This window comes from Streptomyces sp. NPDC040405, from assembly GCF_055595765.1.
On record NZ_JBVIVI010000005.1, the window covers coordinates 604,445 to 630,153 of the forward strand.

A 25,709-nucleotide genomic window follows, 5' to 3' on the forward strand; every position below is an offset into this window, starting at 1 on the left:
CTTCAGCATTCTCCGCGCCACCTGACGCTGTACGCGACGAGCTGGCGAGGGGCCGTCCATTGGTATTGCCCGGGCCCTGGGTTGTAGTGGAAGCACGTGGTGGCGGTGGCGTCGCCTTCGTACCAGTAGGTCAGGTCGACGTGATCCGCGCCAGGGAAGCTGTATCCGTTGTTGAACACCCTGACGAAAGCCGCTTGTCCGCTCCAGTTTCCCGCCGTGTGCAGCGTCCTGTTGCCGCTCGCGTCCCAGGCGCAGAAGTACCCTTTCTCGCAGCCGGGCGGGTTGGGTTCTGCGGCTGCCGTGGGCGCGAATCCCACCACTCCGCCGAGCGCCGCCGCAGATGCCGCCACACCTAAAATGCTCTTGCGCACTCTGATACTCCCCGTTTCCTGTGTGATGTCATACGAGTCCCAGGAGTTACGTTCGGTGAGCAGTGTGTAATCCGAAAGCAACGCATGCAATAGGAAGCACAGCATCCGGTAGACGGCGTTGGAGCGGTGTCGTCCGGGCTCGGGTGCGGACGGCGCCTCGTCAGACCTTCTCGACTCGCACGGAGTGTCCCGCGACGAGTTGATTCATGTCGTCGGTGTCGGAGGTGAAGATGGTTGCCTGAGCTCCCTGCGCGGCTTCCCGCCCGGCCACAGCCGCCAGAATGGCGTCGATGGCGTACTTGTGCCCATGCAGCCCGGCTGCCTTCAGCATGTCGCGCGCCATGGCGATCAGCCGGTCGTCCGTGTGCACGACGCGGATCCGGGACAGCGTCCAGTCCCACAGTGCCTGCCGCGACGTCTCGCGCGGGTCCCATGCCTCCAAGATCGTGAGCGCCGAGGTGACGATCGGGATGTCGAGCCGCGGAGCCGTCTTGATCAGCGCAGCCATCTCCCGGTCGCCCTGCACCGCCTTGGAGAGGGCTTCGGAATCAAACACGAAGACGCGCTGTCGCGGCCGAGCCGGCTTCGCTCGGGTGGTGCGGCTCACGCAGCCTCGCCCGAATGGGATCGCTGGTCCTCATGCCAGCCGTCGATGGCGGCGATGCGGTCCAGCGCTGCCTGCTGTTCGTCGTCCGTTACGGCACCGTGCTCTTCTTCGAGGCGCTCGGCCAACTCGTGCAGTCGGTCCATGGCGTCTTGATGGGCGGCGGCAGCGGCGATGTAGCTGGACACGCCACGCGCGTCGACGCGCTCCTTGATCGATTCCACCAGCTCTTCCGGCACGGTGATGGTGATCTTCCGGGTTGCCATACTTTGAGTATGCCATGTTCTGGGAGGTCTCCTGCTCTTCTCGGGGAAGCCGTCTCCGGAGCGCAGGTGACGCGAGATGCCAGCCCGCTGGAATGGTGCGTCCGGCTCACTCGGGCTCGGCGGCATACGGACGACCGGCGGCCGCTTCCGCCGGGGTGAGGATCATGTGGTCCGGGACGTGGGCCGTGTCGTGGCGGGCCAGGGCCCAGTAGAGGGCGGCGGGGATGGTGAGGCCGATGAGCCAGGAGATGTCGGCGCCGCCCAGGGGGGTGACGAAGGGGCCGGTGTAGAAGGTGGTGGAGAGGAAGGGGAGTTGGGCGAGGACGCCCAGGGCGTAGGCGGTCAGGGCCTTCCAGCGCCAGGCGCCGTAGCGGCCGTGGGGGTCGCTGAGTGCCGGGATGTCGTAGCGCTCGCGCGCGATGGCGTAGTAGTCGACGAGGTTGATCGCGCTCCACGGGGTGAAGAAGGTCAGCAGGAACAGCAGGAAGTCCTTGAAGGAGGACAGGAAGCTGTCCTTGCCGAGGAGGGCGACCGCCGTGCCCGCGACCATGATCGCGGCGATGTACGCGGTCCGGCCGCGCGGCGAGAGGGTGGCGGTGCCGCGGAAGCCGCTGACGCTGGTCACCATCGACATGAAGCCGCCGTAGGTGTTCAGGACGTTGATCGTCAGCTTGCCCAGCGCGATGACGAAGTAGAGCAGCGAGGTGATCACGGCCGCGCCGCCGCCGAGGCCGACGACGTACGACACCTCGCGGCCGACGAAGGCGTCGCCCGCCGCGGCGGCCGCGAGGGCGCCGAAGGTCATGGACCACTGGGAGCCGAGGACCGTGCCCGCGAGGGTCCAGGAGAACGTGGCCCGGGCGGAGGTGGAGCGCGGCAGGTAGCGGGAGTAGTCGGCGACGTACGGGCCGAAGGCGAGCTGCCAGGAGGCGGAGAGCGACACCGCGAGGAGGAAGAGCGGGAAGTCGAAGCTCCGGTCGTGGAGGAGGGCGGCCAGGTCGGCGCGGTCGAGCAGTCTGATGCCCAGGTAGACGAAGGCCAGGGCGCAGATGACGCCCGCGATCCGGCCCAGGGTGTGGATCAGGCGGTAGCCGACGGCGGCGGTCACGGCGGTGAGCAGGGCGAAGAGGACGATGCCGGTGGTGTCGCCGAGGTGGGTGAGTTCGCCGACGGCCTGGCCCGCCAGCACGCTGCCGCTGGCGAAGAAGCCCACGTACATGACGATGACCAGCAGCAGCGGGACGATCGCGCCGCGGACCCCGAACTGGGCCCGCGAGGAGATCATCTGGGGGAGGCCGAGCCGTGGGCCCTGGGCGGAGTGGAGCGCCATGACGGCTCCGCCGAGGACGTTGCCGACCAGCAGGGCGATGACCGCCCAGAAGGCGCCCACGCCGAAGACGACGGCCAGGGCGCCGGTCACGACGGCGGTGATCTGGAGGTTCGCACCGAGCCACAGCGTGAACTGGCTGAAGGCGGTGCCATGGCGCTCCGCGTCGGGGACGACGTCGATCGAGCGCTTCTCGACCAGGGGTGTGGGCATGCGCCCCTACTTCTTTGTGAGGCCGTGGTCGGCGGACCACTGGGCGGCCACCTCGTCGGGGTCCTTCTTCTCCTTGTCGACCAGCTTGTTCAGCTTGGCCAGCTCATGGGTGGTCAGGGCGACGCCGAGCTTGGCCAGGGCCTTGCGGACCTTGGTGTCGGCCTTGGCGCTGCGGATGACGGGGACGATGTGCTGGGCGGGGATGAGGGCCTTGGGGTCGGCGAGGATGACCCAGCCGTTTTCCTCGATGTCGGGGTCGGTGGAGAAGAGGTTGGCGACGTCGACGTCGCCCTTCTTCAGGGCGCCCTTGACCAGGGGGCCGGAGGCGTCGAGGGCCTTGAACTCCTTGAAGGTGACGCCGTAGCGGCTCTTGAGGCCGACCAGACCGACGACCCGGTTCTTGTCCTCCGCGGGGCCGCCGAAGACGAGCTTGCCGTTCTGCTTCTTCAGGTCGGTGAAGCTGCGCAGACCGTGCTTGTCGGCGGTTTCGCGGGTGACGCAGAAGACGTCCTTGTCCTCGGCCGCCGCGTATGAGAGGGCTTCGAGGCCGGAGGGGAGGGCGACGGTGAGGGCGTTCTGGAGGTCGCCCGCCTGGGTCTGGGTGGCCTTGTCGTCGAAGTGGAGGAGCAGGTTGCCCTGGTACTCGGGGAGCAGATCGATGTCGCCCTGCCGGAGGGCGGGGATGACGATCTCGCGGGAGCCGAGGTTGGGGCGGACGCTCGCCTTGACGCCCTGGCCCTTCAGGGCCTCGGCGTAGAGGTAGCCGAGGAGCTGGTTCTCGGTGAAGTTGGCGGTGCCGATGACGAGGCCGCCCGCGCTGCTGCCGCCGCCCCCGCCGCCCCCGCCGTCGCCCTTCAGCGAGGTGACGCCGCCGCTGCAGGCGGCGAGGGCGGGCACGGAGGCGCCGGCGAGCAGGCCGCCGAGCAGTTTCCTGCGGTTCATGGGTCTCCTTGGGGCAAGTCGTCGGTGCGGGCGGGCGTCAGTGCGCTTGGGAGGGGGCGGGGCGGTTGCGGAAGAGCAGGCGTTGGACGGAGGCCAGGGCCAGGTCGAGCAGGATGGCCAGGATGGCGACCAGCACCGCCCCGCCCAGCACCTGCACCAGGTCGCGCTGGGCGAGCCCGTCGAAGACGTAGCGGCCGAGGCCGCCGAAGCTGACGTACGCGGCGATGGTGGCGGTGGCCACGACCTGGGTGCAGGCCAGCCGCAGCCCGGTCATGATCAGCGGGAGGGCGAGGGGCAGTTCGACCTGGAAGAGGACCTGGTGCCAGCGCATGCCCTGGCCGCGTGCCGCGTCCCGGACCTCGGGGTCGACGGCGGCCATGCCCGCGTAGGTGTTGGTGACGATGACCGGGACCGCGAGGGCGACCAGCGAGATGTAGACCGGCCACATGCTCAGCCCGCTGGCCAGGAAGACCAGGGTGACCAGGCCGACGGTGGGCAGCGCGCGGCCGAAGCCGGAGATGTTGATCGCGAGGAACGCGCCGCGCCCGGTATGGCCGATGAGCATCCCGACGGGAAGGGCGATCAGGGCCGCGACGAGGGTGGCCAGCGCCGAGTACTGGAGGTGTTCCAGCAGCCGGGTCGCGATGCCGTCGGGCCCGGACCACTGGGCGCCGCTGGTCAGCCAGCGGCCGAGGTTCTGCAGCAGTTCGATCATGTCAGGCACGCCTCCTCAGCCAGGGGGTGCACAGCCACTGGATGGCGACCAGGACGGCGTCCGCGACCAGTGCGAGCAGCAGGGACAGGACGACTCCGGCGACGACCGGGGTGGGGTAGTTGCGCTGGAAGCCGTCGGTGAACAGCTGGCCGAGGCCGCCGTATCCGATGTAGCTGGCCACGCTGACCAGGGAGATCGCCATCACCGTGGAGACCCGTACGCCCGCCATGATCACCGGGAAGGCGAGCGGCAGCTCGACCGTGAGCAGGGTGCGCAGCGGGCGCGCGCCCATGGCCGTGGACGCCTCGCGCGCCTTGGCGGGGACGCTGTCCAGGCCCTCGACGGTGTTCCGGAGCAGCACGGTCAGGGTGTAGATCGTGAGGCCCGTGATCGCGGTGGTGCGGGTGAGGCCGGTGATCGGCAGCAGCAGCACGAAGATCGCGATGGAGGGGATGGTGAAGAGGACGTTCGACAGGCCGAGGAGGACGCCGCGCAGCGGCCGTACGCGATGCGCGACGACCGCCAGCGGCACCGCTATCAGCAGCCCGAAGAGGACGGCCGGAACGGCGGTCGAGAGGTGGTCGAGGGTGAGCGTGGTGAGGTCGTCCACGTGGTCGGGGAACCAGCCCCAGTCGACGGTCATGCGCTCACGCTCGCGTCGGGGCCCGGGGTGTCCTCGGGAGCCTCGGATGCCTTGGTGTCCTCGGGGGCCTCGAACGGCTTGGTGTCCTCAGGGGCCTTGGTGTCCTCGGGCGCCTTGGCGATCGACGTACGGCCCGCCTCCGCGTGGCGGCGGCCCGCGTGCTCGTGGATCCGGTCGCGCCCGGTGACCCCGGTCAGCACGCCGTCCGCGTCCACCCGGGCGACCAGCCCGGCGGGGGAGGCCAGCGACTCGTCGAGGGCGGACAGCAGCGAGTCGGAGTCGCGCAGCGGGCGCACCGGCACCAGCGGGGCGTTGTCGCCCTCCGGCCCCTCGGTGTCGCGCCAGCCCAGCGGCTCGCCGCCGCCGGAGGTGACCAGCCGCCAGCGGCCCGCGTCGTCGGCGGGCTTCTGCGGCACGTCGGCGAGGGTGGACAGCGAGAGCAGCTTCAGCCCGCGCTCCGCGCCGAGGAAGCCCGCCACGAAGTCGTCGGCGGGGGCGGCCAGCAGTTCGGCCGGGGGCGCGCACTGGACGAGGTGGCCGCCGGTACGGAAGATCGCTATCCGGTCGCCCAGCCGGACCGCCTCGTCGATGTCGTGGGTGACGAAGACGACGGTCTTGCGCAGCTCGCTCTGGAGCCGCAGCAGCTCGTTCTGGAGCTGGGTGCGGACGACCGGGTCGACCGCGCCGAACGGCTCGTCCATCAGGAGCACCGGCGGATCGGCGGCCAGCGCCCTGGCCACTCCGACGCGCTGCTGCTGACCGCCGGAGAGCTGATGCGGATAGCGCTTCCCGGAACCGGCGGGCAGCCCGACCAGCTCCAGCAGCTCGGCGGCGCGCGCCCGCGCCTTGCGACGGCCCCAGCCCAGCAGCAGCGGGACGGTCGCGATGTTGTCGAGGATCGTGCGATGCGGGAACAGTCCCGCCTGCTGGATCACATAGCCGATGCCGCGCCGCAGCTCCGCGGCGTCGGCCTGGAGGATGTCACGCCCGCCGACGCTCACCGTGCCGCTGCTCGGCTCGACCATGCGGTTGACCATCCGAAGGGTGGTGGTCTTGCCGCAGCCCGAGGTGCCGACCAGGACGGTGATGTCTCCCTCGGGTAGCTCGAGGCTGAGATCGTCCACGGCGGTGGTGCCGTTCGGGTAGTGCTTACTGACGTGCTTGAAGCTGATCATCCGCTTCCCCTTGCCCTGCCTGCATATAGTCATGCACAGTCATAGTCGAGTGAATAGAAGTCAATAGGTGTGCGTTAATCGCCGGTTACTTCTGCTCGCAATATGGGACGAAAGTGCTTGGCGGCTAGCCCGAAAAGGGTGGGATCGAGAGGGGTTGCCCTGGATGGTGTCTCACATGCTGGATTCGACGGCGCCTGTCGCCGTGAGCGGCCCCGGCCCCGCCGCGCCGCGGATCACGCTCGACGGCCACAGCCTGCGCGTCGCTGACGTCGTACGTCTGGCCGACCGCAGAAACCTACCCGCTGCCCCCGACCCCGCCGCCCTCGCCCTCACCGAACGGGCCTGGGAGACCGCTGAGCGGCTCGCCGCCACCGGACGGGTCTACGGCCGCTCCACCGGCGTCGGCGCCAACCGCACCGAGGACGTCGGCCCCGGCGCCGACCACGGCCTGCGGCTGCTGCGCAGCCACGCCGGCGCCATCGGCACCCCGCTGCCCGGCCGCGAGGTCCGCGCCATGATGGCCGTCCGCGCCAACCAGGTGCTCGCGGGCGGCGCCGGACTGCGCCCCTCCGTCGTCACCTCCCTCGTCCAGGCACTGGACGCCGGTGTCCACCCCGTGGTCAACGAGTTCGGCGCGGTCGGCACCGGAGACATCGCCGCGCTCGCCCAGGCCGGGCTCGCCCTCGTCGGCGAACACCCCTGGGACCTCACCGACGCCTCCTCCGGCGGCCGGGCCCCCGACCCCATCGACCTCGACAGCAACGACGCCCTGGCGCTGATCAGCAGCAACGCCCTCACCCTCGGCCAGGCCGCGCTGGCCCTCGACGATCTGCGGCGGCTGCTGTCCGCCTCGCTCCCCGTCGCCGCGCTCTCGCTGATCGCGGTCGGCGGCTCGTACGAGGCGTACGCCGAACCCGTCCAGCTCGCCCGCCCGCACCCCGGCTCCATCCGCGCCGCCGCCCACATACGGGCCCTCCTCGGCGCCCCGGCCCGGCCCACCCCGCCGCTCGGCCGCATCCAGGACCCGTACGGCTTCCGCTGTCTGCCGCAGATCCACGGCCCGGCGCTGGACGCCGCCGACATGCTGGAGCGGGTGCTGAACGTCGACGTCAACGCCGCCGCCGAGAACCCGCTGATCAGCTCCGAGGACGAGGCCGCGTACCACAACGGCAACTTCTACGTCGCGCACGCCGCCCTCGCCCTCGACCACTTCCGGCTCGCCGCCCTGCAGACCGCGCGGCTGTCCACGGCCCGGCTCGCCGCGCTCAGCGAACCCGACTTCACCCGGCTGCGCCCCTTCCTCGGCGACCCGGCGCCCGCCAGCTCCGGCGTGATGATCCTGGAGTACGCGGCGGGCGCGGCCCTCGGCGAGATGCGGGCCGTCTCCCACCCCGCCTCCCTCGGCCACGCCGTGCTCTCACGCGGCGTCGAGGAACAGGCCAGCTTCGCTTCGCTCGGCGCCCGCCAGACGCTGCGGGTGGCCGACCACTACCGGCAGGTGCTGGCCTGCGAACTGGTCGCGGCGGTACGCGCGCTGCGGCAGCGCGGCCTGGAACCGGAGCCCGACGTACCGGCGGCCGCCGCCTACGCGCTGGCGGCGGAAGTTCTCGATCCGCGGATGGAGGACCGGCCGTTGACGGAGGATGTGGCCGATGCGGTGGGTCTGCTGGACCCGCTGGCCGACGTGTGCGAGGGCGTTGAGTTCGCCGAGGGCCAGGAGGACTGATGGGTAGGGACAACGGGGTGGCGGACATGGCGGATACGGGGGACACGTTGAGCGCGGCGGGCGGGGGAAGCGCGGCGGGTGCCGGGAGCGCAGCGGGTGCCGGGAGCGCGGCCCGCCTCCAGGCCCTGTTCGAGGGCCACCGCCTCACCCCCACCCAGCGCCGCATCGCCCACTGCATGGTGCGGCGGGCGGCCGACGCCCCGTTCCTCTCCAGCGTCGAACTCGCCGAACTCGCCGGGGTCAGCCAGCCCTCCGTGACCCGCTTCGCGGTCGCGCTCGGCTTCGACGGCTACCCCGCGCTGCGCAAGCACCTGCGCGACGTCGCCCCCGCCGCCGACGAACGGGCCGCGGGGGACGGGGCGTACAACGAGTACCAGCAGGCCGTGCAGTCCGAGATCGACAACCTGCGCCACCTCGCCACCCTGCTCGCCGACCCCGAACCCGTCCTCCGCGCGGGGCGGCTGCTCGCCGCGTCCCGCCCGCTGCCGGTCCTCGGCCTGCGCGCCGCCTCCGCCCAGGCGAGGGGCTTCGCCTACTTCGCGCGCAAGGTCCACCCCGACGTCCGGCTGCTGGACGAGGGCGGCACGATGCTCGCCGACCGCGTCGACGCGGCCCACCGCGCGGGCGCCACCGCCCTGCTCTGTTTCGCCCTGCCGCGCCATCCGCGGGAGGTCGTGGAGGGTCTGGAGTACGCGCACGACACCGGCCTGACCGTCGTCACCGTCGCCGACAGCGCGTTCGCCCCGGTCGCCCGCCACAGCGATCTGCTGCTGCCCGCGGCCGTCGGCACCGGACTGGCCTTCGACACCGCCTGCGCGCCGATGCTGCTGGGCCGGGTGCTGCTGGAGGCCATGTGCGACGCGCTGCCGGACGCGCAGGCGCGGCTGGAGGAGTTCGACGCGCGGGCGTCGGCGCGCGGCCTGTTCGTGGAGTAGCCCCCGCAGCCCTACAGACCCGTCAGGCCCTCGGCCTGCGCGCCTCCGCTCTCGGCCACGATCTCCGCGACCGTCTGCGGCTTCCGTACCTCCGCGAAGCGGACCCCGTCGCCGCTGTCGCCGTCGTCCGCGTATCCGTACACGCCCGGCCGGGGCAGGCTGTTGTAGGCGAAGTGGTTCGAGAAGTAGTACGCGCCCGTGTCCAGCAGGCCCACCAGGTCCCCCGCCGCCAGCTCCGGCAGCGCCCGGTTCTCGGCCACCAGGTCGCCCGCGAAGCAGCACGGGCCCGCGATGTCCTGGGCGACCGGGCCCCCGGGGCCCGTCGGCTTGGGGCGGCCGTCCGCGTCGTACGCGGCGACTCGCAGCGGCCAGGAGTCGGGCGCGAAGACGGTACGGGTGGCCAGCTGCGCGCCCGCGTGCGTCACGGCGATCGGGCGGCCCCCGGCCGACTTCGCGTACTCCACGCGCGCCAGCACCACCCCCGACTTGGCGAGGAGCGACCGCCCGAACTCGGTGACCAGGCCGTACCGCCCGTCGAGCAGCCCCGGCACGGTGCTCCGCAAGAGCCGTGCGTACTCCCGGTAGCTGGGCGTGACCTCGTCGGATGTGAAGTTCACCGGGAGGCCGCCGCCGATGTCGAGGGTGCCGATCTGGCGGCGGCCGATGGTCTCGTTGATCTCCTCGGCGAGTTCGTACGCGGCCCGCACGCCCGCTGCCATGAGGTCCAGCGGGCATCCCTGCGAGCCGACGTGGGCGTGCAGCCGGGTCAGCCAGGGCCGCTCGGCGAAGGCGCGTACGACCCACTCGCGCGCCCCTGCGTCACGCAGTGCGACCCCGAACTTGGAGGTCGCCGTGGCGGTGCTGAGCGCCCCGATGCTGCCGCCGCCCACCTGCGGGTTGACCCGCAGGCCCAGCGGGGAGCCGGTGGGGCCCGCGGCCACGAGCGCGTCGAGCCGGGCCAGCTCCTGCGGGTTGTCGGCGTTGAGGGCGATGCCCAGGCCGAGGGCCTCGCGCAGTTCGGCGGGGGTCTTGGCGGGCGAGTCGAGGACGATGCGGCCGGGGCCCGCCCCGGCGGCCCGGGCGAGGGCCAGCTCGCCGGGGCTGGCCACCTCGCAGCCCAGCCCCTCGTCGGTCAGCAGCCGCAGTACGGGGACGAGCGCGGCGGCCTTCACGGCGAAGGCGTGCAGCACGGGCGTACCGGGCGCCACGACCTCGTCGAACGCCGCCCGCAGCTCGGCCGCGGCGGCGCGGATGCCGCTGACGTCGAGCAGCCCCACGACGGGCTGCCCGGGCCCGAGCAGCCCCCGCGCGACGGCGGCCCGCACGGCCCGCTCCCGCCGCGCGACGGCACTGTCCGGGACCGAAACCGGGTTCGCAGTCATGCCCTCAGCCAACCACCCGAGCCGGGCCAGGGGCCAGGACGCGGGTGCGCCGTGGCGGGGAGCGGGAGCGGGAGCGGGTCGGCGTGACGCCGCGTCGGACCGGGGCGGGTGGGCCGCGCGGGCCGGACCGCCCGGCCCGGTCGCAGCGTTCCCGCCGCCCCGGCAGGGAGGCGGTAGCGACGGCAGGGGCAGCGCCGTCCGCGCGGTGTGCGCCGCCGTACGCCCTCGGTGTCGGCCGCGGACCGGCTTGGCGCGGTGGCGGGACGACGGGCGGCAATGGTCCGGGCGGGCCGGGGCGGCCCTCCGGCCCCGGTCACAGCTCCACCAGCACCGCGCCCAGGTGGCGTCCCTCCAGCAACTCCACCAACGCGCGCGGGGCTTGGGCGATGCCGGTCAGGCGGGTGTGCGGGTAGGTGAGGGTGCCCTCGCGCAGCGAGTGGCCGAACTCGCGCAGGTACGTCGGCAGCGCGTCCCGGTGGTCGTAGGCGCTGATGCCGCGGAGGGTGACGCCGCGCGCGATGAGGGTGAGGGTGCTGATCGGGGTGGTGGCGAGGGCGTCGTCGGACAGCTGGGCGGCGAGCGCGCCGACGATGGCGAAGCGGGCCTTGCGGCGGGCCAGGGCGAGCGCGGCGCGCAGCTGCTCGCCGCCGACCGTGTCGAACAGGACGTCGATGCCGTCCGGGGCCGCCGCGCGCAGCTGCTCCTCGATGGAGCCCGCGCCGCGGATCACGGCCGCGTCGTAGCCCAGCTCCCCGACGATACGGTCGGCCTTCGCGCGGGAGCCGGTGGAGCCGATGACCCGCGTGGCGCCGTGCAGCCGCGCGAACTGCCCGGCCAGCGTGCCGACCCCGCCCGCCGCGCCGGTGACGAACACCGTGTCGCCGCGCCGCACCCCCGCGCCGCGCACCACGCCCAGCCAGGCGGTGAAGCCCTGGGAGAGGTACGCGGCGGGGTCGGGCAGCGTGCCGGGGGCGAGCGGGGACGCCTCGGCCGCGTCGAGGACGGCGTACTCGCGCCAGCCGGAGTGGTGGCGGACGAGGGCGCCGGGGGTCAGCCCGGTGTCCGGCGGGGCGCCGATCACCTCGCCGAGGGCGGGGCCCCGCATGACCTCGCCGACCCGGTTCCGCAGCTGCGGCAGCCCGAGGGCGCCGGGGTCGGCCGAGGCGAGCGGCCGTATGGCGGCGGCCACGCTCATCAGCCGGTTCCGCACCAGCACCTGGCCGCGGCCGGGCGTGGGTAGCGGGGCGTGGACGACCTCGAAGTGGTCGGTGGTGAGCGGCCCGTCGGGCCGGGCGACGAGGCGCACCTCGCGATGGGTACGGGGCAGGGGCACGGCAGGACGCTAAGTCCTGGCACCCGCGCACCGTGCGACGCCTCTCCGTGGAACCACCCGGGTGTATGCCACCGCCACCCCTATTGACTAGCTATATTCATCACAGTCAAGATGTGAATAACTCGATCCAGTCGATGGCAGGGAGGCATGGCCCATGTCAGGACCGCGACCCGTACGGGCCCCGCGTGGTACGGAGCTGAGCACCCGGGGGTGGCAGCAGGAAGCCGCCCTGCGGATGCTGCAGAACAACCTCGACCCGGAGGTCGCCGAGCATCCCGACAAGCTCGTCGTCTACGGCGGCACCGGCAAGGCGGCCCGCGACTGGCGTTCGTACGACGCCATGGTCCGTACGCTGCGCACGCTGAAGCAGGACGAGACGATGCTCGTCCAGTCGGGCCGTCCGGTCGGCGTCATGCAGACCCACGAATGGGCGCCCCGCGTCCTGATCGCCAACTCCAACCTGGTCGGCGACTGGGCCAACTGGGAGGAGTTCCGCCGCCTGGAGGCGCTGGGCCTGACCATGTACGGCCAGATGACCGCGGGCTCGTGGATCTACATCGGCACGCAGGGCATCCTCCAGGGCACCTACGAGACGTTCGCGGCCGTCGCGGAGAAGAAGTTCAGCGGCACCCTCGCCGGGACGATCACCCTCACCGCCGGTCTCGGCGGCATGGGCGGCGCCCAGCCGCTCGCGGTGACCATGAACGACGGCGTCGCGATCTGCATCGACTGCGACCCGCGCGCCATCGAGCGCCGTATCGAGCACCGCTATCTGGACGTCCGCGCCGACAGCCTCGACCACGCCCTCCAGCTCGCGACCGAGGCGCGCGACGCCCGTCGCCCGCTGTCCATCGGCGTGCTGGGGAACGCGGCCGAGCTGGTCCCGCAGCTGCTCGCGATGAACGCGCCGATCGACATCGTCACCGACCAGACCAGCGCCCACGACCCGCTGGCGTACCTGCCGATCGGGGTCGACTTCGACGAGATGGCGTCGTACGCCGCCGAGAAGCCCGCCGACTTCACCCAGCGGGCGCGCGAGGCGATGGCCCGGCACGTGGAGGCCATGGTCGGCTTCATGGACGCGGGCGCCGAGGTCTTCGACTACGGCAACTCGATCCGCGGCGAGGCCAAGCTCGCGGGCTTCGGGCGCGCCTTCGACTTCCCCGGCTTCGTCCCCGCCTACATCCGGCCGCTGTTCTGCGAGGGCAAGGGCCCCTTCCGCTGGGCGGCGCTGTCCGGCGACCCGAAGGACATCGCGGCCACGGACAAGGCGCTCCTCGACCTCTTCCCGGAGAACGAGTCGCTGGCCCGCTGGATCAAGATGGCGGGGGAGCGGGTCCACTTCCAGGGGCTGCCCGCACGCATCTGCTGGCTCGGCTACGGCGAGCGCGACAAGGCGGGCGAGCGCTTCAACGAGATGGTGGCCGACGGGACGCTCGCCGCGCCGCTGGCCATCGGCCGCGACCACCTGGACTGCGGCTCGGTGGCCTCCCCGTACCGCGAGACCGAGGCCATGCTCGACGGCTCGGACGCCATCGCCGACTGGCCGCTGCTCAACGCCATGGTCAACGTCGCCTCGGGCGCCTCCTGGGTCTCGATCCACCACGGCGGCGGGGTCGGCATGGGCCGCTCGATCCACGCGGGCCAGGTGACGGTCGCCGACGGTACCCGGCTGGCGGGCGAGAAGATCCGCCGCGTCCTGACGAACGACCCGGGCATGGGCGTGATCCGCCACGTGGACGCGGGCTACGACCGCGCGGACGAGGTGGCGGAGGAGCGAGACGTCCGCATCCCCATGAGGGAGGCAGGAGAGTGACCGCTGTGGGCAATCGTTCCGCGGAGGGGGCACCTCCCAGCGGTAGCTGGGGGAGGGACGGGTGGGCACAACCCACCCACCGGCCGTCAGCCGCCAACGAAACCCCGTCGTTCCACGAGATGTGGCGCGACCTCGCCCCCATCGGCCGCCACGCGGAAACCGGCGGCTACCGCCGCTACGCCTGGACCGGCGCGGACACCGACTGCCGCGCCTGGTTCCAGGCACAGGCGGAGACCCGCGGCCTCACCTACGAGCTGGACCGCAACGGCAACCAGTGGGCCTGGCTGGGCGACCCCACCGCGGGCGACGCGGTCGTCACCGGCTCCCACCTGGACTCCGTCCCCGACGGCGGCGCCTTCGACGGCCCCCTCGGCGTGGTGTCGTCCTTCGCCGCCCTGGACGAACTCCGATCGCGCGGCGCACAGCCCACCAAACCCCTCGCCATCGTCAACTTCGGCGACGAGGAGGGCGCCCGCTTCGGCCTGGCCTGCGCGGGCTCCCGGCTCACCGCGGGCCAGCTCGACAAGGACCGGGCGCACGCGCTCCGGGACGCGGACGGCGTCACGCTGCCCCAGGCCATGGAGCGCGCCGGGTACGACCCGGAGGCCATCGGGCCGGACCCGGAGCGGCTGGCCCGCATCGGCGCCTTCGTGGAGCTGCACATCGAGCAGGGCCGGGCCCTCGCGGACACCAAGGACCCCGTGGGCGTCGCCTCCGCGATCTGGCCGCACGGCCGCTGGCGGTTCGACTTCCACGGTGAGGCCAACCACGCCGGGACGACCCGGCTGGACGACCGCCGCGACCCCATGCTCACGTACGCCAACACCGTCCTCGCGGCCCGTAAGAAGGCCCGTGTCGCCGGGGCGCTGGCGACCTTCGGCAAGGTCGGCGTCGAGCCGAACGGGGTGAACGCGATCGCCAGCCTGGTGCGCGGCTGGCTGGACTCCCGGGCCCCCGACGAGGAGACCCTGGCCGCCGTCGTCGGCGAGATCGAGCGCGCGGCGGTCGAGCGCGGGCAGCGCGACGGGGTGGACGTCCGGGTCACCCGGGAGTCCTTCACCCCGATCGTGGAATTCGCCCACGACCTGCGTGACCAGCTGTCGGGCCTGCTCGGGGGCGTGCCGGTGCTCCCCACCGGCGCCGGGCACGACGCGGGCATTTTGTCCGCGTCGGTTCCGACCGCCATGCTGTTTGTAAGGAACCCCACCGGCGTCTCGCACTCACCCGCGGAGACGGCGGGCGAGGATGACTGCCTCGCCGGTGTGGCCGCGCTCGCGCAGGTACTGGAGGGGTTGGCGTGTCACTGACGGCGCAGACCTACTGGGCGGAGTACGCCTGGCTGGACGGCCAGGTGGTGCCGGACGTGGTCATCGTGGTGGCCACGAACGGGCGGATCAAGGCCGTGCGGCCCGGGGAGGGGCAGCCCGCGCATCCGGCCGGTGCCGTCACCCTGCGCGGGCTGACCGTCCCCGGCCTGGCCAACGCGCACAGTCACGCCTTCCACCGGGCCCTGCGCGGCATCGTGCAGGCGGGCGCCTCGGCGAGCCCGGCGGACGGCGCGGCACCGGACTCCTTCTGGACCTGGCGCAAGGTGATGTACGAGGTGGCCGACCGGCTCACCCCGGACAGCTACTTCGATCTGGCCCGTGCCGTGTACGCCGAGATGGCCATGGCGGGCATCACCTGCGTCGGTGAGTTCCACTATCTGCACCACGCACGCGGCGGCGGCCGCTACGCCAACCCCAACGCCATGGGGGAGGCCCTGATCGCGGCCGCGGCCGAGGCCGGTATCCGCATCACCCTCCTCGACACCTGCTATCTCTCCTCCGGTTTCGGCGCGGAGCCCGATCAGCACCAGCTCCGCTTCTCGGACGGCACCGCGGACGCCTGGGCCGAGCGGGTCTCCGCGCTCAAGGGCGACGGCAACACCCGTATCGGCGCCGCCATCCACTCGGTGCGGGCCGTCCCCGTCGACCAGCTCGCGACCGTCTCCGGCTGGGCCGAGGGGCAGGCGGCGCCCCTGCACGTGCACCTCTCCGAGCAGACCGCCGAGAACGACGCCTGCGTGGAGGCGCACGGCTTCACCCCCACCCGGCTGCTCGCCGATCATGGGGTGCTGGGCCCGCGCACGACCGCCGTGCACGCGACCCACCTCACCCCCGGCGACATCCGGTTGCTGGGCCAGTCGGCCACCGGTGTGTGCATGTGCCCGACCACCGAACGGGACCTCGCCGACGGCATCGGCCCGGCCGCCCAGCTGCACCACGCGGGCTCACCGCTGTCCCTGGGCAGCGACAGCCACGCCGTGATCGACATCCTCGAAGAGGCCCGCGCCATGGAGCTGGACGAGCGGCTGCACACCCGCACCCGCGGCCACTGGACCGCTGCCCAGCTGCTGCGCGCCGCCACCGCCGACGGTCACGCGGCGCTCGGCTGGGGCGAGGACACCGGCCGGATCGAGGTGGGCGCGCTCGCCGACCTCACCACGATCGCGCTGGACTCGGTCCGCACGGCGGGGCCGCCGCCCCGGCTGGGCGCCGAGACGGCGGTATTCGCGGCGACCAGCGCGGACGTCCGGCACACCGTGGTCGGCGGCCGCCATGTCGTACGGGACGGGGCCCACCAGCTCGTCCCGCGCGTCCCCGAAGCACTGGCCGAAGCCATCGCGGCCCTCCACGGCTGATAACACGGCTGACGACCAGGCCGACCAGACCGACCACACCGGTCAGGTTGACCACCCCGACCAGCCCGAGCCGGTTGATGAAGGAGAACGCCCCCACCATGACCACCGCCACGGACACGGTCGCGACCCCCACCACGACCGCCCTCACCCACATCTCCAGCCTCGTCACCAATGACCCCTCCCTCGGCGAAGGCCCCCTCGGCCTGATCCAGGACGCGACGGTCGTCATCGACGGTGACCGCATCGCCTGGGTCGGTGAAACAAGCAAAGCACCCGCCACCGACAACCGGGTCGACGCGGCGGGCCGGGCCGCCATTCCGGGCTTCGTCGACTCCCACTCCCACCTGGTCTTCGCGGGCGACCGGACCCAGGAGTTCAACGCCCGGATGTCCGGCCTGGCCTACAGCGCGGGCGGCATCCGCACCACCGTGGCCGCCACCCGCGCCGCCTCGAACAACGTGCTCAACGCCAATGTCGCCCGCTATGTGGTGGAGGCCCTGCACCAGGGCACCACCACGCTGGAGATCAAGTCCGGCTACGGCCTCACTTCGGAGGACGAGGCCCGCGCCCTGTCCATCGCCGCCGCCCACACCGACGAGGTGACGTTCCTCGGCGCGCACATCGTCGCCCCCGAGTTCGCCGACGACCCCGCCGCGTACGTCGACCTCGTCACCGGCCCGATGCTCGACATGTGCGCCCCGCACGCCCGCTGGGTCGACGTCTTCTGCGAGCGGGGCGCCTTCGACGGCGACCAGGCCCGGGCCGTCCTCACCGCGGGGAAGGAGCGCGGGCTCATCCCGCGCGTCCACGCCAACCAGCTCTCGTACGGCCCGGGCGTGCAGCTCGCCGTCGAGCTGGGCGCGGCCTCCGCGGACCACTGCACGCATCTCACCGACGCCGACGTGGACGCCCTGGCGCAGGGCGACACGGTCGCGACCCTGCTGCCCGGCGCGGAGTTCTCGACGCGCTCGACATATCCGGACGCGCGCCGGCTGCTGGACGCGGGCGCCACGGTCGCGCTGTCGCCGGACTGCAACCCCGGCTCGTCCTTCACCAGCTCGATGCCGTTCTGCGTCGCCCTGGCCGTACGGGACATGGGGATGACCCCCGACGAGGCGGTCTGGGCGGCCACCGCGGGCGGGGCGCGGGCGCTGCGCCGCGACGACGTGGGACGGATCGCCCCCGGCGCACGGGCCGACCTCGCGCTGCTGGACGCGCCCTCCCACGTCCACCTCGCGTACCGCCCCGGCGTGCCGCTGGTCTCGGCGGTCTGGCGGGCGGGCACGCTCGTCTGACGTCACGTCACGTCAGGAAAAGAGGGCACGAATAAGGACCCGTCCCGGCAAGCGGGGGCGGGCCCTTACCCGTCTGCGGAAGCGTTACTCCTCGACCATCAGGCCCTTGCGGAGCCGACGGAGGGTGCGCGACAGCAGCCTGGAGACGTGCATCTGGGAGATGCCCAGTTCCTCGCCGATCTCCGACTGCGTCAGGTTGGCGACGAAGCGCAGGGAGAGGATCTGCTTGTCCCGGGCGGGCAGATCGGCGATCAGCGGCTTCAGGGACTCGACGTACTCGATGCCTTCGAGCCCGTGGTCCTCGTACCCTATGCGGTCCGCCAGCGCGCCCTCGGAGTCGTCCTCCTCCGGCTGGGCGTCCAGCGAGCTGGCGGTGTACGCGTTGCTCGCGGCCATGCCCTCGACGACCTCGGCGGTCGTGATGTCCAGGCGCTCGGCCAGCTCGCCGACGGTGGGTGCGCGGTCGAGTCGCTGGGCCAGCTCGTCACCGGCCTTGGCCAGGTCCAGCCGCAGCTCCTGCAGCCGCCTGGGGACGCGCACGGACCAACTCGTGTCCCGGAAGAAGCGCTTGATCTCGCCGACGATGGTCGGCATCGCGAAGGTGGGGAACTCGACGCCACGGCCCGGTTCGAACCGGTCGATGGCCTTGATGAGGCCGATGGTGCCGACCTGGACGATGTCCTCCATGGGCTCGCTGCGGGAGCGGAAGCGGGAGGCGGCGAACTTGACCAGGGCCAGGTTCAGCTCGACCAGGGTGTTCCGGACGTAGGCGTACTCGTGGGTGCCTTCTTCGAGCACCTCGATGCGCTCGAAGAGCGTCTTCGAGAGGGCCCTCGCGTCGGCCGGACTCACCGTCTCAAACGACGGGATTTCCGGCAGATCAGACAATTCGGTCAGTTCGTCGAAGGAATATCCGGCGAGCGCCTGGGCATCCGCATCAGGGACGAACTGTTCGGGTACGGGAGTCGACGAGACGGTCGCCCTGGTACTCCAAGACGGGTCGGTACGCGAGTCGTCGAGCTGGGGTGACATAGTCTCCTCCGTCGTTCTCGGCATATGGCTGCCGATGCCATGACGTGCTGCTCCGGTGAGCGGCGCCTCCAAAGCCGGGCCGTGTTCGAGTGTGTCCCTACTACGCCTACCCGTAGTGGCCTGTGCGTGGCAAGTCCACGTTGTCCATATTTGCCGAACTATGCGAAATGTTCGGCTACCGGAGGGCCGGTCAAAGGCGTAAGGTTCATTGCGCGCAATCGAAAGCAACGAGACGCCAGAAGAGGTGCGCACATGGACCGCGGGATGGTCGGCAGCGCCAGCAAGGGCCGACTCCAGGTCGAGGTTCGGCACCATGGGGCGAGCGCGGTCGTGACACCTACGGGTGAGTTGGACCACCACACCGCCGAGGTGCTGCGAGAGCCGCTGGAGCAGTGCGTGGAGGGGGGCCGCGTGCGGCTTGTCGTGGACTGCTCGCATCTGGAGTTCTGCGATTCCACCGGGCTGAACGTGCTGCTCGGCGCCCGCCTGAAGGCCGAAGCCGAAGGTGGGGCGGTCCATCTTGCCGGGATGCAGCCGGTCGTTGCCCGCGTATTCGAGATCACGGGCGCGGAGGCCGTCTTCACGGTCCATGAATCCCTTGACGCAGCGCTTGTCGAGTGATCTACGCCACTCCTGTTTCCGGTGTGTCGGCAGGGTGTCATCGAGGCGTTGTCCGCGTCACATGAGCCGTACCGGAGAAGTGGGTGTTCTCACGCTTTGGCCGGGCAGGAGACAGGCTGAAACTGTTGAAGAGATCAGGTATCCCTTGTCCCTGAATCGGTGAATCGGTGAGGTGAAGCGCTGATGAGCACCACCCGGCCGTACCCGCCGGGCGACCGCGGCCCGGATCCGGACGGCCCTGCCGCTTCGGCTGCCCCACCGGCCACTCCACCCCCCGGGCCGGCCCCGGGGCGGGTCCGCCAGCTCCGCAGGCTCCATCTGATCGGGGCCAGCGGTGCCGTGCCGCGCGCCCGGGATTTCACGCGCGAGGCGCTGCGTGACTGGGGCTGGCTTCCGGCTGCGACCGCCGATCAGCGGGCCGCCGCGGAGGATGTGCTGCTCGTCGTCTCCGAGCTGGTCACCAACGCCTGTCTGCATGCCGACGGCCCCGAGGAACTGCGGGTCAGCTGCAACGCGAAGGTGCTCCGCCTCGAAGTCGTGGACCTCGGCACCGGTACGCCCGCCCCGCGCACCCCGCACCGCGCCGGTCGGCCGGGCGGCCACGGCATGTTCATCGTGCAGCGGCTGTGCCTCGACTGGGGGGTCGTGCGGAACGCGGAGGGGTCCGGCAAGACCGTCTGGGCCGAGCTGGCGGCGCCCGCCTGAAGAGCGCGGCCCCGGCCCCTCTCCGTCCGGGTGCTGAGCGCCCGCTAGTCCGGCCATCCGTTTCACGCCGATTCGGCGTGCTCTTTGTCTTCCCTCGGCAAGGTCCCCGGCGTACTGTCGGCGCCCGATCTGATGTGCCGTCAGTTACATTCGGCTGCGGCGCTTGACGAGAGGGGATCTCGGGTGTCCCAACCACAACGCCGCGCGGTTGCCCGCGGCGGTGCCCTCACGTTGGCCGCGGCCATGGCCGGTTCCGCGGTACTGCTCACCGCTCCGGCCGCCCACGCGGCCACGGTGGACGTCAACTATCAGTGCAAGACGCCGATCGGCGACAAAAGCGCCGTATCGCCCATTGACATCAAGGGCGTTCCGAGCGGGAGCGCCTACAAGCTCACCATGTCCTTCGAGAAGGGCGTCTCCTCCAGCCCCGTGGAACTGGGCAAGGGGGCCATGCACCCGAGCGCGCTCATCAAGCTCGGCGGTGCGGAGACCGGCACGGTGTCGGTGTCGGGCCCCGCCAACGCGCAGGCCATTCCCGCCAATACGCCCATCAAGATCAGCACACTGACGGGCACATATACCCCCAAGAAGAGCGGAAAGGTCACCTTCACCGCCTCGACCCTGACCATCAAGGCGCTGGGCACGACCACGACCTGCACGCCGGGCAACAGCCCCAAGCCCTCGCTGACACTGGACGTCACGGGCGGCAGTGGGGATACCGGGGATGAGAACGGCACCGGCGGTACGGGCAGCACCGGCGGTACGGGCAGTACGGGAGGCACCGGCAGCACCGGCGGTACGGGGAGCACCGGCGGCACCGGCAGCACCGGCGGTGGCCAGCTGCCGCAGACCGGACCCGCCGACTCCGCCCTCGCGCTCGGCACCCTCGGCGGCACGGTGCTCCTCTCCGGAGCGGCCGGGGCGCTCTGGCTGACCCGCCGCCGGCGGGCCACCCCCTAGAGCAGCGGCGATGCCGTCCCGTACCGGCGCCGCGTTACGCGTGGCCGCCGCAGTCGCGCTTGCGACGGTGCCGCTGGGCGCGCCCGCGACGCCCGCCACCGCCGCCGGACCCGGCTGGTCGGCGGCGCCCGCGCCCGGAGCGGGCGCCGCATCGGACGCCGCCGACCGGCCGTACTTCTACCTGGAGGGGCGGCCCGGCACCGTACTCCAGGACAAGCTTTCGGTCACCAACAAGGACAAGCGCCCCCGCACCCTGCGGCTCCGGGGCGAGGTGGCCGCGGGAACCTGGATCGCGTTCGCCGCACGCACGGTGAAGGTCCCGGCCCGCACCCGCGCCGATGTCCCCTTCACCGTCACCGTGCCGCCCGACGCCGCGCCCGGCGACCGCTCCGGTGCGCTCGTCGTCACCGGCGGCGGCCACCGGACCGGCGTACGGATGCATCTGCGGATCAGCGGAGCCACGCTGTCCGCGCTCTCCGTCGAGGACGTACGGGTCGTACGGGCCGGGGGCGGCGGCGGGGCGGCCATCCGCTACGCGGTCGTCAACCGCGGCAACACCGCGCTGACGCCCCGGCTGGCCGTACGCGCCGACGGCCTCCTCGGCGCGGTGCTGCGCCGGGACGCCCGCACCCTCCCGGTCCGGGTGCCGCCGGGCAAGCGGGTGCGGCTCACCGAGCGCTGGCCGGACGCCCCCGCCCTCGACGCGGTGGACGTGAAGCTCACCGTCACCGCGAGCGGCGGGGCGCACGCGACGGCCTCCGCCACCTACACCGCCGCCCCTGGGTGGCTGCTCGCCGCCGCGGCGGCCGCGGCGCTGGGCGCGGCGGGCGGCGGCACCTGGCTGGTGCGCAGCCGCAGCCGCAGCCGCAGCCGGAACCGGAACCGAAGCCGGGAACGCGGCACGGAGTCAGGAGCGACCACGTGAACGCCGGTACGCACCCCCGTCGGTACGCCGGGCTGCTGGCCGCCCTGCTCGCCGCGCTCGCCCTCGTCGTACCGCCCCCCAAAACCGCCGTCGCGGCCGATGACGGCCCGGCCGCGACGGTGTCCCGGGAGCAGGCGGGCACGGGCGGCACGATCACCGTGAGCGGCACCGGCTGGCGGCCGCGCGCCCTGCTCACCCTGCTCATCTGCGGTCAGAACATGATCGGCGGCACCAACTCCTGCGCCAACGCCGACGGCAGAGCGGTCACCACCGGAGCGGACGGCACGTTCCGCCGGAAGCTCCCGGTCGCCGAGCCGCCCAAGCCCTGCCCCTGCGTCGTCCATGTCGCGACCGTGACCGGCGAGGCCGCCGCCGCGGACGTGGCGTTCAAGGTCGCCGGGCATCCCGTCGCACCCCTGCCCGAGCAGCGCACCGGCGGCGAGCGGCTCAGCGTGCTCTCCGCGCGGCTCGACGGTTCGAGCGGGCTGCTGACCTGGTTCGGCGCGCCCCCGCAGCGACGGCTCGTCGTCACCGTCGGCAATCTCGGCTCGACCCCGGCCCGCGATCCGGTCTTCCGGGTGGGCACCTCGCACGGCGTCTTCGCCCCCGACTGGGAGGAGCAGCAGTGGCGGGGCACCATCCCGCCGGGGAAGAAGGCGCAGGTCAAGCTGCCGGTCGAGCTGTCGGCGGGCGCGCATGGCGACTATCAGGTGTCGCTGAAGTACGGGCGCAAGGTGCTCGTCGAACAGCCGTGGGGCGTGGGGCGGCCCTGGGGCGTCACCCTCTTCTGGATCCTGCTGTGCGTCGTCGTCCCGGCGGCGCTCTTCCGTATCGGCATGGCCGTCGTGGACAAGGTACGGCCGCGCACACCGCCCACCAGCAAGGCCGCACCGGCCACCGCTCCCGCCGCCCCGGCGCGGGGCGGCGGCGCCCTGCCCTGGTTCACCCCGGACACCCTGCCGGGGACATCGACGCACCACCTTTCCGCACCGTCCGAGGAGAACCGACCGAACCCGAAGGGAACGACGTGAGGACGCAACGAAGAGTGAGTGCGGCGGCCGTCGCACTGCTGCTCGGCGGTGCGGGCGTGCTGTTCGGCGCGAGCACCGCGTACGCCGCCGAGGTCTCGTACCAGACCGAATGCCTGCCGCCGCCCATCTCCGGGCTGCCCCCGGTGCAGGGCACCACGACCGTGGACGTCCAGGCCCCGGCCACGGCCAAGGTCGGCGACGAGGTCGAGGTGGTGTGGAAGACGGTCGAGGCCGCCTCCAAGAATCCACCGATCCTCGACCTGGAGGAGAACACGGTGAAGCCCACCGGCACGCTCACGGTGGGCGGCGCGCAGACCGGTGAACTGGCCATGGAGGGGCCGCGGGAGAACCCGGCGATCCCCAAGGACAGCCCGATGAAGCTGTCGGACATGACGGCCAAGCTGAAGCTGACGAAGGCCGGGGAGGTCACGCTGACGCCCGGTGCGTACAACATCAACGTCAGCAAGCCGCTGGAGACCGACACCAAGTGCGCGGCGAAGGAGACCGTGAAGGCGGCCGCCACCATCAAGGTGACGGACGGCAGCACGTCGGGCGGCACCACCAGCGGTACGACGTCCGGAACCACGTCCGGTACGACATCGGGAACCACGTCCGGCACCACGAGCGGTACGACGTCCGGCACCACATCCGGAACCACCAGCGGTACCACCGCCGGTGGCGACGGCGGTGAGGGCGACTCCTTCACCGGCAAGGAGGTGCAGGTCGAGTACGCCTGCAAGACGCCCATCGGCGACAAGACCGCGACCTCACCGGTCCGCATCGACGCCACCAAGAGCGGCGGCAGCTTCGCCCTGACCGTGAAGTTCGGCAAGTCCGTGATGGACAGCCCGGCCGACATCCCCGCGGACTCGGTCAAGCCGTCCATGGCGGTCAAGGTCGGCGGCGCGGACAAGGGCACCGTCTCCGTGCAGGGCCCGACGAACAAGGAGCCCATCAAGTCCGGCGCCCCGATCGAGATCCCGGATCTCACCGGCACCTACAAGCCGGGCGCGAGCGGCAAGGCGACGCTCACCCCGGGCGTGCTGACGGTCAAGGCGCTCGGTACGACCACCACGTGTACCCCCGCCAAGGACCCCGGCGCCTCGCTGGAGCTGGACACGACGAAGCAGCCCGGCGGCACCTCGGGCGGTACCACCACCTCCGGCGGAACCTCCACCTCGGGCGCCTCCGGATCCACCGGAACCTCGGGCAGCGGCACCAGCGGTGGGCTCGCCGAGACCGGTTCGAACGACCATGGCGGCCTCACGGCGCTCGGCCTGATCGCCGGTACGACGATCCTGCTCGGCGGCGCGATCTTCACCCTCACCCCGTGGCGCAAGCTGCGCGGCACCCGCTGAACGAGCACGCTTCGCCCCGCCCCACACCGTGCGGCGGGGCGAACCGCTATGACGAAATACCGCGTTAGCGGGACGTTAGCCGAAGCGTTCTAGCCTGTGGCCTGCACGAGCGCCCCGTGGTGCTTGCCAAAGCGCCCGCCGGGTCGCTCCCCCCACAGCTCATCAGGAACTTCATATGGACGCCGTACGCATCGATCCCGAAACCCACTCCACCCCCCAGCGGCAGCGGCACCGGCACCGCAAGCCCAAGGCGATGAGCGTGGCCGCCCGCCGCGCGCTCGTTCTCGCCGCGACCGCCCCCGTGGCCGGGGCCGTGCTCGCCGGGCCGTCGGCCTTCGCCGCCGACAAGAGCGCCGCCGTGGCCGCCACGGCCGATTCCCCGGACGCCGCGGGGCAGCTCGACGACGCCGACCGCACGATGGCCGCGAAGCTCGGCGAACGCATCAACAACCCGAGTCTGCTCAACGACGGCAGCAGCCTCAGCGGGGTGGTGCTGGACGCCGCCTCGGACCAGGTCATTTGGGGCCACGACGCCTCGACCGCCCTGATGCCCGCCTCCAACGCCAAGCTCGCCACCGCCACCGCCGCCCTCAACGAGCTGGGCCCCGAGCACCGGTTCACCACCAAGGTCGTCTACAGCGACGGCACCCTCACCCTCGTCGGCGGCGGCGACCGGACCCTGAGCAGCGACGATCTCGGCGAGATGGCCCAGACGGCCGTCGACGGGCTCAAGGCGGCGGGCGTGACCAACGTGAAGGTCCACATCGACGACAGCCTGTTCCCGGAGCCCACCATGGCCGACGGCTGGCGCGCGGACTATTACGACGACCAGGTCGCCCCCGTACGCGCCCTGTCGGTCGACCAGAAGCTCGCCCCGGACACCGCGCTGGACGCCGGGAAGGTCTTCGCGGCCAAGCTCGCCGACCGGGGCGTCACCGTGGACGGCGAGGTCGCGCGCGGGACGGCGGGCCCCGGCGATGTCCCGGTGGCGCAGAAACTGTCGCCCACGGTGGCCGAGCTGATCCGTACGATGCTCAAGACCAGCAACAACGACATGGCCGAGACGCTGCTGCGCATGACCGCCATCAAGGCGAGCAAGCCCGCCACGTTCGCGGGCGGCACGGAGGCCGTCCGGGACGTGCTGGCGCGGTACGGCGTCCCGCTCGACAACGTCGTGCTGAACGACGGCAGCGGTCTCTCCCGGACCACCCGGATACCGGCCGCCACCATCGCGGCCATCCTGGACAACGCCACCGAACCGGGTAACCGGTATCTGCTCGGGCCGATCCTGGAGGGCCTCCCGGTCGCCGGTGAGGCGGGCAGCACTCTCGGGCCGGAGTACGCCCGCTTCGACGACCCGGACTCCAAGTGCGCCGTGAACAAGGTGCGGGCGAAGACCGGCACCCTGACCGGCGCCATCGCGCTGAGCGGGGTGACCCAGGGTACGGACGGGCGCTGGAAGGTCTTCTCCTTCGTGGAGAACAACTCCACCGCCCCGAACGCCAAGATCACGGATGCCATGGACGGCCTGGCCGCCACGGTCAACGGCTGCTGGGCGTAGCAACCACAGAGGGCCCGGGGGGGGGGGGGGGGGGGGGGGGGGGGGGAGGGGGGGAGGGGAGGGGGGGGGGGGGGGGGGGGGGGGGGGGGG

The 25,709-nt window shown here is 72.2% G+C and carries 24 protein-coding genes; 13 read left to right on the forward strand and 11 right to left on the reverse strand.

The genetic code is table 11. The annotated features are described in order from the left end of the window. Positions 1 to 2: 2 nt before the first annotated feature. The 8 genes from ACZ59A_RS24045 to ACZ59A_RS24080 form a co-directional block, all read right to left on the reverse strand. Entirely contained in the window at positions 3 to 371 is a 369-nt protein-coding gene (locus ACZ59A_RS24045) for a hypothetical protein (RefSeq protein WP_470961597.1), read from the reverse strand. Between the two features lie 160 nt (positions 372 to 531). Further along, positions 532 to 978, reverse strand: coding sequence for a hypothetical protein (locus ACZ59A_RS24050; RefSeq protein ID WP_470961600.1), 447 nt, complete (start codon positions 976 to 978; stop codon positions 532 to 534). Then, entirely contained in the window at positions 975 to 1,241 is a 267-nt protein-coding gene (locus ACZ59A_RS24055; RefSeq protein ID WP_470961603.1) for a hypothetical protein, read from the reverse strand. Before ACZ59A_RS24055 ends, ACZ59A_RS24050 begins: the two co-directional genes overlap by 4 nt. 106 nt (positions 1,242 to 1,347) lie before the next feature. Further along, positions 1,348 to 2,781 (reverse strand): purine-cytosine permease family protein, encoded by a 1,434-nt coding sequence (locus ACZ59A_RS24060; RefSeq protein WP_470961606.1) that lies wholly within the window; start codon positions 2,779 to 2,781, stop codon positions 1,348 to 1,350. A gap of 6 nt (positions 2,782 to 2,787) precedes the next feature. Continuing rightward, positions 2,788 to 3,723: an ABC transporter substrate-binding protein gene (locus tag ACZ59A_RS24065; protein ID WP_470961609.1), complete on the reverse strand. Its 936-nt coding sequence runs from the start codon at positions 3,721 to 3,723 to the stop codon at positions 2,788 to 2,790. A 37-nt stretch (positions 3,724 to 3,760) separates the two neighbouring features. After that, positions 3,761 to 4,438 (reverse strand): ABC transporter permease, encoded by a 678-nt coding sequence (locus ACZ59A_RS24070; protein WP_470961841.1) that lies wholly within the window; start codon positions 4,436 to 4,438, stop codon positions 3,761 to 3,763. 1 nt (position 4,439) lies between these two features. Then, entirely contained in the window at positions 4,440 to 5,081 is a 642-nt protein-coding gene (locus tag ACZ59A_RS24075; RefSeq protein ID WP_468052597.1) for an ABC transporter permease, read from the reverse strand. Beyond that, a complete protein-coding gene (locus tag ACZ59A_RS24080; protein ID WP_470961844.1) occupies positions 5,078 to 6,256 on the reverse strand; it encodes an ABC transporter ATP-binding protein in 1,179 nt (392 codons plus the stop codon). Before ACZ59A_RS24080 ends, ACZ59A_RS24075 begins: the two co-directional genes overlap by 4 nt. Before the next feature lie 163 nt (positions 6,257 to 6,419). Here ACZ59A_RS24080 and ACZ59A_RS24085 point away from each other — a divergent pair, with 163 nt between their 5' ends. Beyond that, positions 6,420 to 7,982, forward strand: a complete 1,563-nt coding sequence (locus ACZ59A_RS24085) for an aromatic amino acid ammonia-lyase (protein ID WP_470961612.1) — start codon at positions 6,420 to 6,422, stop codon at positions 7,980 to 7,982. Then, positions 7,982 to 8,917: a MurR/RpiR family transcriptional regulator gene (locus ACZ59A_RS24090; RefSeq protein ID WP_470961615.1), complete on the forward strand. Its 936-nt coding sequence runs from the start codon at positions 7,982 to 7,984 to the stop codon at positions 8,915 to 8,917. The genes ACZ59A_RS24085 and ACZ59A_RS24090 overlap by 1 nt, the downstream gene beginning before the upstream one ends. An 11-nt stretch (positions 8,918 to 8,928) precedes the next feature. Here the strand turns inward: ACZ59A_RS24090 and ACZ59A_RS24095 are convergent, their stop codons facing one another. Further along, positions 8,929 to 10,299 carry a type III PLP-dependent enzyme domain-containing protein gene (locus ACZ59A_RS24095; protein WP_470961618.1) on the reverse strand — a complete coding sequence of 457 codons (1,371 nt, stop codon included), beginning with the start codon at positions 10,297 to 10,299 and terminating at the stop codon, positions 8,929 to 8,931. A 313-nt stretch (positions 10,300 to 10,612) separates the two neighbouring features. Continuing rightward, on the reverse strand, positions 10,613 to 11,632 hold the full coding sequence (locus tag ACZ59A_RS24100; RefSeq protein WP_470961621.1) for a zinc-binding dehydrogenase: 1,020 nt from the start codon (positions 11,630 to 11,632) through the stop codon (positions 10,613 to 10,615). Between the two features lie 154 nt (positions 11,633 to 11,786). Between ACZ59A_RS24100 and hutU the strand changes: the two genes are divergently transcribed. The 4 genes from hutU (at position 11,787) to hutI (ending at position 17,426) form a co-directional block, all read left to right on the forward strand. Continuing rightward, complete coding sequence (hutU, locus tag ACZ59A_RS24105; RefSeq protein WP_470961624.1) at positions 11,787 to 13,448, forward strand: urocanate hydratase; 1,662 nt, start codon at positions 11,787 to 11,789, stop codon at positions 13,446 to 13,448. Between the two features lie 119 nt (positions 13,449 to 13,567). Continuing rightward, positions 13,568 to 14,755: an allantoate amidohydrolase gene (locus ACZ59A_RS24110; RefSeq protein ID WP_470961628.1), complete on the forward strand. Its 1,188-nt coding sequence runs from the start codon at positions 13,568 to 13,570 to the stop codon at positions 14,753 to 14,755. Beyond that, complete coding sequence (locus ACZ59A_RS24115) at positions 14,752 to 16,131, forward strand: formimidoylglutamate deiminase (RefSeq protein ID WP_470961847.1); 1,380 nt, start codon at positions 14,752 to 14,754, stop codon at positions 16,129 to 16,131. Before ACZ59A_RS24110 ends, ACZ59A_RS24115 begins: the two co-directional genes overlap by 4 nt. A 98-nt stretch (positions 16,132 to 16,229) precedes the next feature. Next, positions 16,230 to 17,426 carry an imidazolonepropionase gene (hutI, locus tag ACZ59A_RS24120; protein WP_468052609.1) on the forward strand — a complete coding sequence of 399 codons (1,197 nt, stop codon included), beginning with the start codon at positions 16,230 to 16,232 and terminating at the stop codon, positions 17,424 to 17,426. Between the two features lie 84 nt (positions 17,427 to 17,510). Here hutI and ACZ59A_RS24125 read toward each other — a convergent pair whose 3' ends face one another. After that, entirely contained in the window at positions 17,511 to 18,458 is a 948-nt protein-coding gene (locus tag ACZ59A_RS24125) for an RNA polymerase sigma factor SigF (RefSeq protein WP_470961632.1), read from the reverse strand. Positions 18,459 to 18,710: 252 nt separating this feature from the next. Here ACZ59A_RS24125 and ACZ59A_RS24130 point away from each other — a divergent pair, with 252 nt between their 5' ends. From ACZ59A_RS24130 to dacB, 7 genes are all read left to right on the forward strand, one after another. Further along, complete coding sequence (locus tag ACZ59A_RS24130) at positions 18,711 to 19,079, forward strand: STAS domain-containing protein (protein WP_009717368.1); 369 nt, start codon at positions 18,711 to 18,713, stop codon at positions 19,077 to 19,079. Positions 19,080 to 19,262: 183 nt separating this feature from the next. Beyond that, on the forward strand, positions 19,263 to 19,784 hold the full coding sequence (locus ACZ59A_RS24135) for an ATP-binding protein (protein ID WP_470961637.1): 522 nt from the start codon (positions 19,263 to 19,265) through the stop codon (positions 19,782 to 19,784). Between the two features lie 243 nt (positions 19,785 to 20,027). Then, positions 20,028 to 20,744, forward strand: a complete 717-nt coding sequence (locus tag ACZ59A_RS24140) for an LPXTG cell wall anchor domain-containing protein (protein ID WP_470961850.1) — start codon at positions 20,028 to 20,030, stop codon at positions 20,742 to 20,744. A gap of 10 nt (positions 20,745 to 20,754) precedes the next feature. Further along, the gene (locus ACZ59A_RS24145; protein WP_470961640.1) at positions 20,755 to 21,669 is read left to right on the forward strand and encodes a COG1470 family protein; all 915 of its coding nucleotides are present in this window, start codon (positions 20,755 to 20,757) and stop codon (positions 21,667 to 21,669) included. Further along, positions 21,666 to 22,700: a neocarzinostatin apoprotein domain-containing protein gene (locus tag ACZ59A_RS24150; protein WP_470961645.1), complete on the forward strand. Its 1,035-nt coding sequence runs from the start codon at positions 21,666 to 21,668 to the stop codon at positions 22,698 to 22,700. Before ACZ59A_RS24145 ends, ACZ59A_RS24150 begins: the two co-directional genes overlap by 4 nt. 14 nt (positions 22,701 to 22,714) lie before the next feature. After that, positions 22,715 to 24,058 carry a hypothetical protein gene (locus tag ACZ59A_RS24155; protein ID WP_470961648.1) on the forward strand — a complete coding sequence of 448 codons (1,344 nt, stop codon included), beginning with the start codon at positions 22,715 to 22,717 and terminating at the stop codon, positions 24,056 to 24,058. Positions 24,059 to 24,311: 253 nt separating this feature from the next. Then, positions 24,312 to 25,619, forward strand: a complete 1,308-nt coding sequence (dacB, locus tag ACZ59A_RS24160) for a D-alanyl-D-alanine carboxypeptidase/D-alanyl-D-alanine endopeptidase (RefSeq protein WP_470961853.1) — start codon at positions 24,312 to 24,314, stop codon at positions 25,617 to 25,619. Positions 25,620 to 25,709: the final 90 nt, after the last annotated feature.

Bases quoted from the DNA above. Each gene is read 5' to 3' on its own strand.
- ACZ59A_RS24055 (WP_470961603.1), bottom strand. From the start codon at position 1,241: ATGGCAACCCGGAAGATCACCATCACCGTGCCGGAAGAGCTGGTGGAA.
- ACZ59A_RS24060 (WP_470961606.1), bottom strand. From the start codon at position 2,781: ATGCCCACACCCCTGGTCGAGAAGCGCTCGATCGACGTCGTCCCCGAC.
- ACZ59A_RS24065 (WP_470961609.1), bottom strand. From the start codon at position 3,723: ATGAACCGCAGGAAACTGCTCGGCGGCCTGCTCGCCGGCGCCTCCGTG.
- ACZ59A_RS24070 (WP_470961841.1), bottom strand. From the start codon at position 4,438: ATGATCGAACTGCTGCAGAACCTCGGCCGCTGGCTGACCAGCGGCGCC.
- ACZ59A_RS24075 (WP_468052597.1), bottom strand. From the start codon at position 5,081: ATGACCGTCGACTGGGGCTGGTTCCCCGACCACGTGGACGACCTCACC.
- ACZ59A_RS24080 (WP_470961844.1), bottom strand. From the start codon at position 6,256: ATGATCAGCTTCAAGCACGTCAGTAAGCACTACCCGAACGGCACCACC.
- ACZ59A_RS24085 (WP_470961612.1), top strand. From the start codon at position 6,420: ATGGTGTCTCACATGCTGGATTCGACGGCGCCTGTCGCCGTGAGCGGC.
- ACZ59A_RS24090 (WP_470961615.1), top strand. From the start codon at position 7,982: ATGGGTAGGGACAACGGGGTGGCGGACATGGCGGATACGGGGGACACG.
- ACZ59A_RS24095 (WP_470961618.1), bottom strand. From the start codon at position 10,299: ATGACTGCGAACCCGGTTTCGGTCCCGGACAGTGCCGTCGCGCGGCGG.
- hutU (WP_470961624.1), top strand. From the start codon at position 11,787: ATGTCAGGACCGCGACCCGTACGGGCCCCGCGTGGTACGGAGCTGAGC.
- ACZ59A_RS24110 (WP_470961628.1), top strand. From the start codon at position 13,568: ATGTGGCGCGACCTCGCCCCCATCGGCCGCCACGCGGAAACCGGCGGC.
- hutI (WP_468052609.1), top strand. From the start codon at position 16,230: ATGACCACCGCCACGGACACGGTCGCGACCCCCACCACGACCGCCCTC.
- ACZ59A_RS24125 (WP_470961632.1), bottom strand. From the start codon at position 18,458: ATGTCACCCCAGCTCGACGACTCGCGTACCGACCCGTCTTGGAGTACC.
- ACZ59A_RS24130 (WP_009717368.1), top strand. From the start codon at position 18,711: ATGGACCGCGGGATGGTCGGCAGCGCCAGCAAGGGCCGACTCCAGGTC.
- ACZ59A_RS24135 (WP_470961637.1), top strand. From the start codon at position 19,263: ATGAGCACCACCCGGCCGTACCCGCCGGGCGACCGCGGCCCGGATCCG.
- ACZ59A_RS24140 (WP_470961850.1), top strand. From the start codon at position 20,028: ATGGCCGGTTCCGCGGTACTGCTCACCGCTCCGGCCGCCCACGCGGCC.
- ACZ59A_RS24145 (WP_470961640.1), top strand. From the start codon at position 20,755: ATGCCGTCCCGTACCGGCGCCGCGTTACGCGTGGCCGCCGCAGTCGCG.
- dacB (WP_470961853.1), top strand. From the start codon at position 24,312: ATGAGCGTGGCCGCCCGCCGCGCGCTCGTTCTCGCCGCGACCGCCCCC.